The sequence below is a fragment of the Streptomyces sp. NPDC002853 genome, assembly GCF_053591915.1.
This window is the reverse complement of the sequence record NZ_JBSFUS010000009.1, coordinates 33,310-47,257: the sequence shown is the minus strand read 5'-3', so window position 1 is coordinate 47,257 and position 13,948 is coordinate 33,310. Positions and strand designations below refer to the sequence as shown.

General features: G+C 70.8%; 8 protein-coding genes. 5 read left to right on the top strand and 3 right to left on the bottom strand.

Annotated elements, in window-relative coordinates; translation table 11 throughout:
• The coding region (locus tag ACWD02_RS24820; RefSeq protein ID WP_451214625.1) for an SUKH-4 family immunity protein at positions 1 to 1,277 on the top strand (1,277 nt) is incomplete at its 5' end.
• Between the two features lie 273 nt (positions 1,278 to 1,550).
• A complete protein-coding gene (locus ACWD02_RS24815; RefSeq protein WP_451214624.1) occupies positions 1,551 to 2,435 on the top strand; it encodes a cellulose-binding protein in 885 nt (294 codons plus the stop codon).
• A gap of 68 nt (positions 2,436 to 2,503) precedes the next feature.
• Here the strand turns inward: ACWD02_RS24815 and ACWD02_RS24810 are convergent, their stop codons facing one another.
• The 3 genes from ACWD02_RS24810 to ACWD02_RS24800 all read right to left on the bottom strand — a co-directional run bounded on the left by ACWD02_RS24810 (position 2,504) and on the right by ACWD02_RS24800 (position 6,365).
• Positions 2,504 to 4,138: a sodium/solute symporter gene (locus ACWD02_RS24810; RefSeq protein WP_451214623.1), complete on the bottom strand. Its 1,635-nt coding sequence runs from the start codon at positions 4,136 to 4,138 to the stop codon at positions 2,504 to 2,506.
• Positions 4,135 to 4,635, bottom strand: a complete 501-nt coding sequence (locus ACWD02_RS24805) for a DUF485 domain-containing protein (RefSeq protein ID WP_451214622.1) — start codon at positions 4,633 to 4,635, stop codon at positions 4,135 to 4,137. Before ACWD02_RS24805 ends, ACWD02_RS24810 begins: the two co-directional genes overlap by 4 nt.
• Before the next feature lie 122 nt (positions 4,636 to 4,757).
• Positions 4,758 to 6,365: an MFS transporter gene (locus ACWD02_RS24800; RefSeq protein ID WP_451214621.1), complete on the bottom strand. Its 1,608-nt coding sequence runs from the start codon at positions 6,363 to 6,365 to the stop codon at positions 4,758 to 4,760.
• Positions 6,366 to 6,766: 401 nt separating this feature from the next.
• Between ACWD02_RS24800 and ACWD02_RS24795 the strand changes: the two genes are divergently transcribed.
• The 3 genes from ACWD02_RS24795 (at position 6,767) to mfd (ending at position 13,874) form a co-directional block, all read left to right on the top strand.
• Positions 6,767 to 7,555 (top strand): ABC transporter ATP-binding protein, encoded by a 789-nt coding sequence (locus tag ACWD02_RS24795; protein WP_451214620.1) that lies wholly within the window; start codon positions 6,767 to 6,769, stop codon positions 7,553 to 7,555.
• Positions 7,552 to 10,137: an ABC transporter permease gene (locus tag ACWD02_RS24790; RefSeq protein ID WP_451214619.1), complete on the top strand. Its 2,586-nt coding sequence runs from the start codon at positions 7,552 to 7,554 to the stop codon at positions 10,135 to 10,137. Before ACWD02_RS24795 ends, ACWD02_RS24790 begins: the two co-directional genes overlap by 4 nt.
• Positions 10,138 to 10,343: 206 nt before the next feature.
• Entirely contained in the window at positions 10,344 to 13,874 is a 3,531-nt protein-coding gene (gene mfd, locus ACWD02_RS24785) for a transcription-repair coupling factor (RefSeq protein WP_451214618.1), read from the top strand.
• The last annotated feature ends 74 nt before the right edge of the window (positions 13,875 to 13,948 follow it).

The window sequence follows — 13,948 nt, the reverse complement described above, 5'->3', positions numbered from 1 at the left end:
CGCCGGGTGCTCCCGGTGCTCCTGGTGCCCCGCAGCCTCCTGGCCCGCCCGGTGCTCCCGGTGCGCCCGGTGCTCATGGCGCGCCCCAGCCTCCCGCGGCTCCGGGTGCTCCCGGTGCTCCCGGTGCTCCCGGTGCTCCCGGCGGTGGTGTTCACCACGCCGCGACGATGCTGGCCGGTCCCGCGGTCGGTGGTCCCGGTGCGCCCATGCCGCCGCAGGCTCCCGGCGCTCCGGGTGCTCCCGGCATGCCGCCGCCCCCCGCGCCGGGTCAGCCCTACGGCTACCCGCAGCCGCCCACCGGACAGCCGACCGTGGGCCCCGGCTACCAGGCCGTGCTCCGCTACCGCGCGCAGGACGGCTCCGAGCAGCAGCTCATCCGCCGCTCGGCGCCCGGCACGCCGCACCCGGAGTGGCAGATCCTGCACGAGCTGCGCGGCATGAACGTGCCGCCGCAGCAGGTGCTCGAACTCCACACGGAGCTGGAGTCCTGCGAGCTGCCCGGCGCGTACTGCGCCCGCATGATCCGGGAGACCTGGCCGCAGGCGCGGATCACGAGCATCGCCCCGTACGGCAGGGACCACGGGTCCCGGCAGGGCGGCATGCAGCAGCTCATCGCGCATCAGGCCGAGTTGCACCAGGTCGCGGACGGTCCGGCGCGCCCTGCACCGGTGCGCGCGCCGCTGCCGCAGGTGCAGCCCGCGCCGCCGATCCCGCCGGAGGGCGTGGCGCAGGAGCTGGTGGGCGCGTTCGGGCCCGGCATCTTCCGCTTCGACCAGCGGGCGGTCTCCCGGCAGGGCGTGCCCGACCTCGTGGCGCACACGCTCGTGGTGGCGGGTCTGCCGGTCGACTTCGGCCCGTTCTTCTGGGCGCAGGCCCAGCCCGGCCGTCCGGTGCCGACTCTCGCCGAGACGGCGCAGGAGCGCGGGGTGCAGCCGGCGTCGGACGCCGGTTCGTACCTCGTGATGGGCAGTGACTTCGGCCGCGCGATCTGCGTCCAGTACGGCACGGCGAACATCGTCGCCGTGCCGGTGGAGGCCGGTCCCGGCGGGGCCCCGGTGCCGCCGCAGTTCGTGAACACGGGGCTGCCCGAGTTCGCGCGCTGCCTGGCGCTGCTCGGCCGTATGTGGCGGCTGCGGTACGGGCTGAACCAGGAGCAGGCGGGCCGCTGGACGGTGGACTTCCAGGGACAGTTGGCCGCGCTTGACCCGGCGGCGTTGGCTTCGCCGGAGAGCTGGTGGTCTGTACTTCTCGAGCAGATGTGGGACGGGCTGTTGTAGTCCCCGCCCGTAGCGGTGAACGAGGCGCTCGACCCTCTGCGGGGTCGGTCGCCTCGTTCGTTTTCGCGGCGGGCTTGACGGGGGCGCCCGAAGCCATGCCCGCCGCGCCGTAAAGAAACAGCACCCCCCGATTCCGACTTCTGGCAAGAAATAACGCATCCTTGAGCGGATGAGATGTGCGGAGTGTCGCGTTATGAGCGCTTCCGCTTGATCCATCAAGATGTGCGCCAATCGCGCGGTACGCGCGTGGTGCGTCGGAGGAGGGATTCAAGGATGAGCAGCGGTTCTACGACGTCGGAGCACGGCTTCGTCGCCGTGCGCGGACGGGGTTACCGTCCCGAGCAGGTGGACGCGTACGCCCTCGATCTGTCCCGTGACCGCGACGACGCGTGGGAACGCGCTGCCCGGCTCACCGTCCTGGCCAAGGAGATGGAGGCGGAGGCGGAGCGACTGCGCGACGTGGTCTCGCGGCTCGCCCCTCAGACGTACGAGACGTTGAGCGAGCGTGCGCGCAACGTCCTCGCCCTGAGCGAGGCGGAGGCCGCGGCCGTACGGGAGTCGGCCGAGGCCGATGCGCGGCGCGCGACGGAGGCGGCCGAGACGGAGGCCGGCGAGATCCGCGACGCCGCTCGTGCGTACGCCGACGAAGTCCTCGGTGAGGCCGACGAGCGGGCCCGGCAGCGGCTGCTCGCAAGCCGTGCGAGCGCGGACGAGTCGCGGATCGCGGCCCGCCGTGACGTGAAGGAGTGGCGGGGCGAGGCCCTGGCTGCGCTGCGGGAGATGCGGGAGCGCAGTACCGCGCTCCTGGAGGATCAGGAGAAGGAGCACGCCGAGCGGTGGGATGCCGCCGAGCGGGAGATCGCCCTGCGGGAGGCCGAGGCGGAGGCTCACGAGGCTTCGCTCGTGGCCGCCGCCGAGGCCCGTCTGTCCGAGGCCAAGCGGGCCTTCGCGGAGGCGGAGGAGTCCGCCCGGCACGGGCAGGAGGACGCGGAGGCGCGGGGCGCTGAGCTGGTCGCCGCCGCGGGTGCCCGGGAGGAAGGGATCGCCCGGGAGACCGAGCGGATGTTGCGGGAGCACGGTGAGGAGTGGGACGAGGTGCGGGCGCACATGGAGCATGTGCGGAGCAGTCTCGCTGCGCTGACCGGGCGGGTGTCCTAGGCCGTCACTTCGCGGCGGATTCTCTCCCGCCCGCCCACCCGTTCACCCCGCGTACTCCCTGAAAGGAACTACCTCCTCGTCACCCCCGCCAGAATCCAGCCCTCCACCGCCTCGTACCGCCTGCGCTGCTCGTCCGACTCACCGCGGCCCGACGTCACCGTGCCGAGCCAGCCCAGGAGGAAGCCGAGGGGGATGGAGGCGATGCCCGTCGTGGTGAAGGGGAACCAGTTGAAGTCGTGGTTCGGGAACGCCGAGGTGGGGGCGCCCGAGACCAGGTTGGTGCCCGTCATGAGGATGACGGAGCCGAGGGTGCCGCCGATCAGGGTCCACAGGAGGCCGCGGCGGGTGTAGCGGCGCCAGAAGAGGCTGTAGACCAGGGCCGGGGCGAGGGCCGACGCACCCAGGCAGAAAGAGAGGGTGACCAGCGGTTGCAGGTTGTGGTGCTGGACCACGACCGCGAGCACGATCGCCAGGCCCCCTATGGCCAGGGCCGAGACGCGGGCCAGTGTCATCTCGCGCCGCGGGGTGAGTTCCCTGCGCAGGCGCAGGTGGGCGAAGACGTCGTGGGCCAGGGAGTTGGCGCAGGCGAGGATCATTCCGGCGACCGAGGCGAGCAGCGTGAGGAAGATCGCCGTGGTGACCGTCGTGAAGATGAGGGTCTCGAACGTCGAGGCGTGCACGCCGAACACCGCCTTGGAGCCCAGCAGATAGGCCGTGTTGCCCTGCGGGTCCGCCTGCGCGATGGCCGCGCGCCCGATCATCGCCGTCGCGCCGAAGCCGACGATCGTGATGATGAGGACGAAGAGCGCCACCAAGGACACCGCCCAGGACATCGAGCGGCGTATCTCGGGCGCGCTGCGGGCCGTGTACATGCGCATCGTGACGTGGGGGAGGCATGCGCCGCCGAGGACCACCGTCAGTTCCGAACTGATCATGTCCAGGCCGGGGTGGGGGCCGCCCGCGAACTGGAGGCCCGACTGCAGGAAGGCGGGGCCGGCCCCGCTGCCTTTCTCGGCGGCGGCGAGCAGCGCGCCCAGGTCCCAGTCGAAGCGGCGCAGGATCAGGGCGGCGATGACCACGCCGGAGCCGAGCAGCATCACGATCTTCAGGATCTGGATGAGGGCGGTGCCCTTCATGCCGCCGATCGCCGCGTAACTGATCATGAGTGCGCCCAGTGCGACGACGCATGCCGTCTTCACGCCCTCGCCGGAGAATCCGAGGATGAAGGAGAGCAGGTCGCCCGCGCCCGCCAACTGCACCAGCATCAGGGGGATCAGTGCGGCGAGTGTCGCCGCGCAGGCCGCGATGCGTACGGCCCGTCCGGGCATCCGGCGTGCCAGTACGTCGCCCATGGTGAACTGGCCCGCGTTCCGCAGGGGTTCGGCGAGCAGGAACATGAGCAGCATGAGGGACAGTGCCGTGCTCAGGGCGAGGACGACACCGTCGTACCCGAGGAGCGCGATGATGCCGCCGGTGCCGAGGACGGTCGCCGCCGAGATGTAGTCGCCCGCGATGGCGAGGCCGTTGCGCAGGGGGGAGAGGGCGCCGTAGCCGGTGTAGAACTCGCCGAGGTTGTCGCGGTCGGGGCCCGTCATCACGCACAGGAGCAGCGTGAGGGTGACGACGGCGGTGAACGCGACCAGGGACATGGCCTGGGCCGAGTCGGCGGCCAGCGTGACGCCGCTCTCGGTGTCGGGGCTCATCGGTTGGCCTCCAACTCCGCCAGTTTGCGCAGCCGTTCGGCCATCGGGTCGACCCTGCGGCGGGCCGTGTACTCGTACAGCCCTATGGCGAGCAGCGTGACGGGGACCTGGCACAGGCCGAGCAGCAGGCCGGTGGAGAGGCCGCCGGAGACCGTGTCCGTCATCAGGGACGGGGCGAAGGCGGAGAGGATCAGGAAGAGCGTGAAGTAGCCGAGGGCGGTGAGGGTGGCGACGCGGCGCTGCCAGCGGTAGGCGCCGCGCAGACGGCGCAGGTCGCTGTGGCGGCCGAGTGCGGGGTGGCGGGGGAGCCGTGGGGGTGGCGGGGGAGGTGGCGGCGCGACGGGCTGCCGGGGGTAGGTGGGGTACGAGGGGGCGTGCAGGCCCTGGGGGTACCGCGAGGGGTGGGGGCTTTGCGGGGGCTGGGCGCTCTGCGGGGGCTGCGGGTACTGGGGGTGCTGTGGGTGGTGCGGGTTTTGGGGCTGGGGAGGGTAGGGCATCCCGGTTCTCCTTGCGCGGCGTCGGTCCGGTGCGGGACCGCAGGGAGCGAGAGGTGAGGATCGAGCACGTTACTTGTAAGTAGTAGAGCCGCGAAGGGTTTTGCCCATACTGGTTGGTCGGTCTAGTCCGCCGGTCTGTTCACGGGGCTTTCGCGCGGGGCAAGTTCGCTGTTCTTTGCGCTCTCCGGGGCGCTGACCTCCCCGTTCTCCGGGGTGTCGGCCCCGATTACCGGAAACCGCCGTGGTGCGAGGAACACGAGTACGAGGAGTGCGAGCACCGCCGCGCACCCCGCCCCCACGTACACCGTGTCGACCGCCGAGTCGACGGCGCGCCGCAGCCGTTCGGGATCGGCGACCGATGCCGGGTCCTCCAGCGCGTGGGCCACCGAGTCCAGCGAGCCCGCGCCGCCGAGCCGCGAGGTGAGGACCGCGTTGGCGACCGCGCCGAAGAGCGCCGCGCCCAGGGTCTGGCCTATCTGGCGGCAGAAGAGGATGGAGGCGGTGGCCGTGCCGCGTTCGGACCAGCCGACGGTGGACTGCACCCCGACGATCAGCGGCAGTTGGAAGAGGCCGAGCGCCGCGCCGAGAAGCAGCATGATCAGCGCCGGCTGCCAGGCCTGCCCCGGATAGGGCAGGAAGGGGAACGCGAAGAGGAAGAGCGCCGCCCCGCCGATGCCGATGAGGGCCGTGTCGCGAAAGCCCAGCCTGCGGTAGACGTGCTGGCTCAGGGCGGCGGAGACCGGCCAGCTCAGCGTCATCACGGAGAGCACGAACCCGGCGGCGACCGGCGCGAGGCCGAGCACGGACTGGGCGTACGTCGGCAGGAAGACGGTGGGCGCGACCATCAGGAGGCCGAGCGCGCCCAGGGCGAGGTTGACCGCGGCGATGGTGCGCCGGCGCCAGACCCAGCCGGGGATGATCGGCTCGGCCGCGCGCCGCTCGACGACCACGACGGCCGCCGCGAGGAGCAGCCCGCCCGCGAACAGCGCGAGGGACGGCGCGGACAGCCAGCCCCAGGCGACGCCGCCCTGCACGAGCGCGGTGAGCAGGACGCCGCCGCAGGCGAAGACGGCGAGCGCGCCCGCCCAGTCGGTGCGCCCCCGGGTCGCCTTCTCGCGCTGCGGCTCGTGGAGGTGGCGCACGATCAGCCAGAGGGCCACCGCCCCGATGGGCAGGTTGATGAGGAAGATCCAGCGCCAGTCGGCGTACGCGGCGATCAGGCCGCCGAGTGCCGGGCCCGCGATGGACGACGCGGCCCACACGGTGGACAACTTCGCCTGGATCTTGGGGCGTTCCTTGAGGGGATAGAGGTCGGCGGCCAGCGTCTGCACCGTCCCCTGGAGCGCGCCGCCGCCCAGCCCTTGGACGACGCGGAAGGCGATGAGCGCGCCCATGTTCCAGGCCACGGCGCACAGGGCCGAGCCGATCAGGAAGAGGATGCTGCCCGCGATGAGGACGGGCTTGCGGCCGAAGGTGTCGGAGAGCTTGCCGTAGATGGGCAGGGTGACGGTGACGGCGAGCAGATAGCCGGAGAAGAGCCAGGAGAAGACGGAGAAGCCGCCGAGGTCGCCGACGATCTGCGGGATGGCCGTCGAGACGATCGTGGAGTCGAGGGCGGCGAGCGCCATGGCGAGCATGAGGGCGGCCACGACGGGGCCGCGCCGCCGGGTGTCCTGCGTGGCCGAAGGTATGTCGCCTGTGCCGCCCACCGAGATTCCTTCCCCCTGCATCTAATTGCTTCCGGCCACCTTCTCACCCGGGTGCGCCGCCGGGCAGGGGTGCAGAGCATCCCGGCAGGTGGGCCGGTGTCCGATCGGCAGGAGGGTGGAGCAACCCCGAGAACAGCTCCCCCGGGAGGTGGAGATCCCCTAGGGGAACCTCCGTACTACGGACCGGGGAGCGTTCGTACCGCCGGAGGACGAGAAGGCCCCGGCCGCTTCTTAGATTGGCTTTATGCCGACGGGGCGAACCGGGGGGCTCCCGGGTCGGACCAGCCACACCTTCGGGGGTGGGGTTTTCCCCAGCAGAAGACTGCGCTGGGCACCAGGGCGCTGGAGCCGTCGGACGACCAGAATCTTTATGCGTGGCGAACATGGCTGACCCACCGCATAGCCGACTTAGGAGACTTACCGTGACAACGGCTGTAACCATTCCCAGGCACGGGGGCACTGGAGGGCGTACGGCCGTGGCGGCACGGGCGCGCCAGGTCGTGAAGGCGTACGGATCGGGGGAGACCCGGGTTGTGGCGCTCGACGAGATCGACGTGGACATCGCCCGCGGGCAGTTCACCGCGATCATGGGCCCCTCCGGCTCCGGCAAGTCGACCCTGATGCACTGCCTCGCGGGCCTGGACACCGTGTCCTCCGGGCAGATCTACCTCGACGAGACCGAGATCACCGGCCTGAAGGACAAGAAGCTCACGCAGCTGCGCCGAGATCGGATCGGCTTCATCTTCCAGGCGTTCAACCTGCTGCCGACGCTCAACGCCATCGAGAACATCACGCTCCCGATGGACATCGCGGGCCGCAAGCCCGACCGCGGCTGGCTGGACCAGGTCGTGGAGACCGTCGGCCTCGCGGGCCGCCTCAAGCACCGCCCGACCGAGCTCTCCGGCGGCCAGCAGCAGCGCGTCGCCGTGGCCCGCGCCCTGGCCGCGCGCCCCGAGATCATCTTCGGTGACGAGCCGACCGGAAACCTCGACTCCCGTGCGGGGGCGGAGGTGTTGGGCTTCCTGCGCAAGTCGGTGACCGAGCTCGGCCAGACCATCGTGATGGTCACGCACGACCCGGTGGCCGCCTCGTACGCGGACCGGGTGCTCTACCTCGCCGACGGCCGGATCGTCGACGAGATGTACTCGCCGACCGCCGAGACCGTCCTGGACCGCATGAAGGACTTCGACGCCCGGGGGCGCACGTCATGACCGTCCTCAAGACCTCGATGCGCAACTTCTTCGCGCACAAGGGCCGCATGGCGCTCTCCGCCGTGGCCGTGGTCCTGTCGGTGGCGTTCGTCTGCGGCACGCTCGTCTTCTCCGACACGATGAACACGACGTTCGACAAGCTCTTCGCCGCGACGTCCGCCGACGTCACCGTCACCAACAAGAACGCCGAGGACACCGGCGAGACGCCCGACAGCGGGAAGCCCGAGTCGGTGCCCGCCTCGGTCGTCGAGCAGGCGAAGAAGGCCGACGGCGCGAAGTCCGCGGAGGGCGCGGTCAGCAGCACCGCCGTCACCGTCGTCAACTCCAAGAAGAAGAACGTGGGTCCCACCGGCGGCGGCCCCACCATCGCGGGCAACTGGACGCACAACGACCTGCGTTCGATGGACATCACCTCCGGGCACGCCCCGCGCGGTCCCACCGACGTGATGGTCGACGCCGACACCGCCGACAAGCACCACCTCAAGCTCGGTGACGAGCTGCGCACCATCGCCGTCTCCGGTGACCACACCGCCAGGATCTCCGGCATAGCCACCTTCAAGGTGACCAACCCCGGCGCCGCGATCGTCTACTTCGACACCGCGACCGCACAGCGCGAACTCCTCGGCACGACCGGCAAGTTCACCCATGTCAACGTCACCGCCGAGGCCGGCGTCAGTGACGCGGTGCTCAAGCGGAACGTCGGCGAGACCATGGGCGCGGAGGCGTCCGCGTACAAGGTCAAGACGCAGCAGGAGACGTCGGACGACAGCCGCAAGAGCGTCAGCGGCTTCCTCGACGTGATGAAGTACGCGATGCTCGGCTTCGCCGGGATCGCCTTCCTCGTCGGCATCTTCCTCATCATCAACACCTTCTCGATGCTGGTCGCCCAGCGCACCCGCGAGATCGGCCTGATGCGCGCCATCGGCTCCAGCCGCAAGCAGGTCAACCGCTCCGTGCTCGTCGAGGCGCTGCTGCTCGGCGTCATCGGCTCGGTCCTCGGGGTCGGCGCGGGCGTCGGGCTCGCCGTCGGCCTGATGCAGCTCATGTCCGGCATGGGCATGGAACTCTCCACCCAGGACCTCACCGTCAAGTGGACGACCCCCGTGGTCGGCATGGTCCTCGGCATCGTCGTCACCGTCCTCGCCGCCTACCTCCCCGCGAGGCGCGCCGCCAAGGTCTCCCCGATGGCGGCCCTGCGGGACGCAGGGACACCGGCCGACGGCAAGGCGAGCGTCCTGCGCGCGATCATCGGCCTGGTCCTCACCGGCGCCGGCGCCTTCGGCCTCTACACCGCGTCGCAGGCGGACAAGGCGAGCGAGGGCTCGCTCTTCCTCGGCGGCGGCGTGGTCCTGACCCTCATCGGCTTCGTCGTCATCGGCCCGGTCCTCGCCAACGGCGTGGTCCGCGTCATCAGCGCCGTACTCCTGCGCATGTTCGGGCCCGTCGGGCGGATGGCCGAGCGCAACGCGCTGCGCAACCCGCGCCGCACCGGCGCCACCGGGGCGGCCCTGATGATCGGCCTCGCCCTGGTCGCCTGCCTGTCGGTGGTCGGCTCCTCGATGGTCGCCTCGGCCACGGACGAGCTCGACAAGTCGGTCGGCGCGGACTTCATCATCCAGTCCGACAACGGCCAGGCGATCACCCCGAAGGCCGCGAAGTCCCTGGAGAAGGCCGACCACATCGCCCACATCACCCAGTACAAGGACATCAAGGCGGACCTGACCGCCCCGAACGGCAAGACCGCGAAGGGCGTGGGCCTGAGCGCCGCCGACGCGACGTACGCCGAGGACCTGCGCAGCGAGACCGTCGCCGGCAAGCTCGCCGACGCCTACAGGCCGGACTCCATGTCGGTCGGCGAGGACTTCGCCAAGGACCACGGGATCACCGTCGGCGACAAGGTGAAGCTCGCCTTCGACCACGGCAGGACGGCCGGCATCACCGTCCGCGCCATCACCTCCAGCGAGACCTCGATCGACTCGGGCGCGATGTACGTGAACATCTCGACCGCCGCGAAGTACGTGCCCGCCGACCGGATGCCGCCGAACGAGATCATGTTCGCCAAGGCGGAGAAGGACCAGCAGGACGCGGCGTACACGTCGCTGAAGGCGGCCATGTCCGACTACCCGCAGTACAAGGTCATGGACCAGACCGACTTCAAGCAGACGCTGAAGGACCAGGTCGGCCAGATGCTGAACATGGTCTACGGTCTGCTCGGCCTCGCGATCATCGTCGCCATCCTCGGTGTGGTGAACACCCTCGCCCTCTCGGTGGTCGAGCGGACCCGTGAGATCGGCCTGATGCGGGCGATCGGCCTCTCGCGCCGCCAGCTGCGCCGCATGATCCGCCTGGAGTCGGTGGTCATCGCCCTCTTCGGCGCACTCCTCGGCCTCGGGCTCGGCATGGGCTGGGGCGCCACGGCCCAGAAGCTGCTCGCCCTGGAGGGCCTGAAGGTCCTGGAGATCCCCTGGCCGACGATCATCACCGTCTTCATCGGCTCGGCGTTCGTGGGCCTGTTCGCGGCGCTGGTGCCGGCCTTCCGGGCGGGCCGGATGAACGTCCTGAACGCGATCGCCACGGAATAGCTTCCGCTACGGGGGTGCGGGAGACGGCCCCGGCGGGCGCTACGGCGTCCGCCGGGGCCGGCTGCCGTTTCCCGGCCACGGGCCTCGACGACCAGCGGCTGTCACTCCGTAGTCGTACGCTGGAGACCCCCCGGCCCGTTCACGTTGCCGGGCGGTTCGCGTTGCCCCCGCGCGCCTTCGAACCTGGACGGAAAGCGAAAGCCCACATGAGCCTGCAAGGTCTGCTCGACGCTGTCGTCAAGGACGCGGCCCTCGCCGAAGCGGTCAAGGCCGCCGCCGACGGCAATCGCGCCCACGTGGACCTCGTCGGCCCGCCTGCCGCGCGGCCCTTCGCGATCGCCGCCCTTGCTCGCGAGACGAACCGTACCGTCCTCGCCGTGACGGCCACCGGGCGTGAGGCCGAGGATCTGGCGGCGGCCCTGCGCACGATCATTCCGCCGGACGGCGTCGTCGAGTACCCCTCCTGGGAGACCCTCCCGCACGAACGCCTCTCGCCCCGCTCCGACACCGTCGGCCGCCGTCTCGCCGTCCTGCGCCGCCTGGCGCATCCCAGGCCCGACGACCCCGAGACCGGTCCCGTCTCCGTCATCGTCGCCCCCGTGCGTTCCGTACTCCAGCCGCAGGTCAAGGGCCTGGGCGACCTGGAGCCCGTGGCCCTGCGCACCGGCGAGAGCGTGGATCTGAACGAGACCGTGGAGGCCCTCGCGGCAGCCGCGTACTCCCGGGTGGAGCTGGTCGAGAAGCGGGGCGAGTTCGCCGTGCGCGGCGGCATCCTCGACGTCTTCCCGCCGACCGAGGAGCACCCGCTCCGCGTCGAGTTCTGGGGCGACGACGTCGAGGAGATCCGCTACTTCAAGGTCGCCGACCAGCGCTCCCTGGAAGTCGCCGAGCACGGTCTGTGGGCCCCGCCCTGCCGCGAGCTGCTCCTCACCGACGACGTACGGGAGAAGGCGGCGGCCCTCGCCGAGGAGCACCCCGAGCTAGGCGAGCTGCTCGGCAAGATCGCCGAGGGCATCGCCGTCGAGGGCATGGAGTCCCTCGCGCCGGTCCTGGTCGACGACATGGAGCTGCTGCTCGACGTCATGCCGCGGGACAGCATGGCCGTGGTCTGCGACCCCGAGCGCGTGCGTACCCGGGCCGCCGACCTGGTGGCGACCTCGCAGGAGTTCCTGCAGGCCAGCTGGGCCGCGACCGCCGGTGGCGGAGAAGCCCCGATCGACGTGAACGCCGCCTCCCTGTGGGGCATCGCGGACGTCCGCGACCACGCGAGCGACCTCGGCATGATGTGGTGGTCCGTCTCGCCGTTCGCCGCCGACGAGGAGCTGGGCGACGACACCCTCAAGCTCGGCATGCACGCCACCGAGACCTACCGCGGCGACACCGCGAAGGCTCTCGCCGACACCAAGGGCTGGCTCGCCGACGGCTGGCGCACCGTCTACGTGACCGAGGGGCACGGCCCCGCCGCCCGCACCGTCGAGGTGCTCGGCGGCGAGGGCATCGCGGCCCGCCTGGACGCGGAGCTCGCCGAGCTCACGCCCTCGCTCGTGCACGTCACCTGCGGCTCGATCGACTTCGGCTTCGTGGACCCGGCCCTCAAGCTCGCCGTACTCACCGAGACCGACCTCTCCGGCCAGAAGGCGGCCGGCAAGGACGGCCAGCGGATGCCCGCGCGCCGCCGCAAGACGATCGACCCGCTGACCCTGGAGACCGGCGACTACATCGTCCACGAGCAGCACGGCGTCGGCCGCTACATCGAGATGGTGCAGCGCACCGTCCAGGGCGCGACCCGCGAGTACCTCGTCGTGGAGTACGCCCCCGCCAAGCGCGGCCAGCCCGGCGACCGGCTCTACATCCCCACCGACCAGCTGGAGCAGATCACCAAGTACGTCGGCGGCGAGGCCCCCACGCTGCACCGCCTGGGCGGCGCCGACTGGACGAAGACGAAGGCGCGCGCGAAGAAGGCCGTCAAGGAGATCGCCGCCGACCTCATCAAGCTCTACAGCGCCCGCATGGCGGCCCCCGGCCACTCCTTCGCCCCCGACACCCCCTGGCAGCGCGAGCTGGAGGACGCCTTCCCGTACGTGGAGACGCCCGACCAGCTCACCACCATCGCCGAGGTCAAGGAGGACATGGAGAAGACGGTCCCGATGGACCGCCTGATCTGCGGCGACGTCGGCTACGGCAAGACGGAGATCGCGGTCCGCGCCGCCTTCAAGGCCGTCCAGGACGGCAAGCAGGTCGCGGTCCTGGTCCCGACGACGCTGCTCGTGCAGCAGCACTTCGGCACGTTCAGCGAGCGCTACTCCCAATTCCCCGTCAAGGTGAAGGCGTTGAGCCGATTCCAGACGGAGACCGAGTCCAAGGCCACCCTGGAAGGGCTGCGCGACGGCTCGGTCGACATCGTCATCGGCACGCACCGCCTCTTCTCCTCCGAGACGAAGTTCAAGGACCTCGGCCTGGTCATCGTCGACGAGGAGCAGCGCTTCGGCGTCGAGCACAAGGAGCAGCTGAAGAAGCTGCGGGCCAACGTCGACGTCCTGACCATGTCGGCCACCCCCATTCCCCGTACGCTCGAAATGGCCGTGACCGGCATCCGTGAGATGTCGACGATCACCACGCCCCCCGAGGAGCGCCACCCGGTCCTGACCTTCGTCGGGCCCTACGAGGAGAAGCAGATCGGCGCGGCCATCCGCCGCGAACTCCTGCGCGAGGGCCAGGTCTTCTACATCCACAACCGCGTCGAGTCCATCGACCGCGCGGCGGCCCGCCTGCGCGACATCGTCCCCGAGGCCCGCATCGCCACCGCGCACGGCCAGATGTCCGAACAGGCCCTGGAACAAGTGGTGGTGGACTTCTGGGAGAAGAAGTTCGACGTGCTCGTCTCGACCACCATCGTCGAGTCGGGCATCGACATCTCCAACGCCAACACCCTGATCGTCGAGCGCGGCGACAACTTCGGCCTCTCCCAGCTCCACCAGCTGCGCGGGCGCGTGGGCCGAGGCCGCGAGCGCGGTTACGCCTACTTCCTCTACCCGCCGGAGAAGCCGCTGACCGAGACCGCCCACGAGCGTCTCGCCACGATCGCCCAGCACACGGAGATGGGCGCGGGCATGTACGTGGCGATGAAGGACCTGGAGATCCGCGGCGCGGGCAACCTCCTGGGCGGCGAGCAGTCCGGGCACATCGCGGGCGTCGGCTTCGACCTCTACGTACGCATGGTGGGCGAGGCGGTGGCCGACTACCGCGCGTCCCTGGAGGGCGGCGTGGAGGAGGAGCCGCCGCTGGAGGTCAAGGTCGAGCTGCCGGTCGACGCGCACGTCCCGCACGACTACGCACCCGGCGAGCGGCTGCGCCTCGCGGCCTACCGCTCCATCGCCTCCGCGAGCAGCGAAGAGGACGTCAAGGCCGTACGCGAGGAACTCACCGACCGCTACGGCAAGTTGCCGGAGCCCGTGGAGAACCTCCTCCTGGTGGCGGGCCTGCGGATGCTGGCCCGCGCGTGCTCGGTCGGCGAGATCGTGCTGCAGGGCAACAACATCCGGTTCGCCCCGGTGGAGCTGCGGGAGTCCCAGGAGCTGCGCCTCAAGCGGCTCTACCCCGGCACGGTCATCAAGGAGAACGCCCACCAGCTCCTCGTGCCGCGCCCGAAGACCGCGAAGGTCGGCGGAAAGCCGCTGATCGGGCGTGAACTGCTCGGCTGGGTCGGGGAGTTCCTGACGACGATCGTGGGTTCGTAGGAGCGAAGCCCCGCGCCCCGTCAGGGGCGCGGGGCTGTGCCATGTACGGCTCCGCCGCGTGGGCGCGACAAGCC

Coding starts and splice junctions, on each gene's coding strand:
- mfd (WP_451214618.1), top strand. CDS start 10,344: ATGAGCCTGCAAGGTCTGCTCGACGCTGTCGTCAAGGACGCGGCCCTC.
- ACWD02_RS24790 (WP_451214619.1), top strand. CDS start 7,552: ATGACCGTCCTCAAGACCTCGATGCGCAACTTCTTCGCGCACAAGGGC.
- ACWD02_RS24815 (WP_451214624.1), top strand. CDS start 1,551: ATGAGCAGCGGTTCTACGACGTCGGAGCACGGCTTCGTCGCCGTGCGC.
- ACWD02_RS24800 (WP_451214621.1), bottom strand. CDS start 6,365: ATGCAGGGGGAAGGAATCTCGGTGGGCGGCACAGGCGACATACCTTCG.
- ACWD02_RS24810 (WP_451214623.1), bottom strand. CDS start 4,138: ATGAGCCCCGACACCGAGAGCGGCGTCACGCTGGCCGCCGACTCGGCC.
- ACWD02_RS24805 (WP_451214622.1), bottom strand. CDS start 4,635: ATGCCCTACCCTCCCCAGCCCCAAAACCCGCACCACCCACAGCACCCC.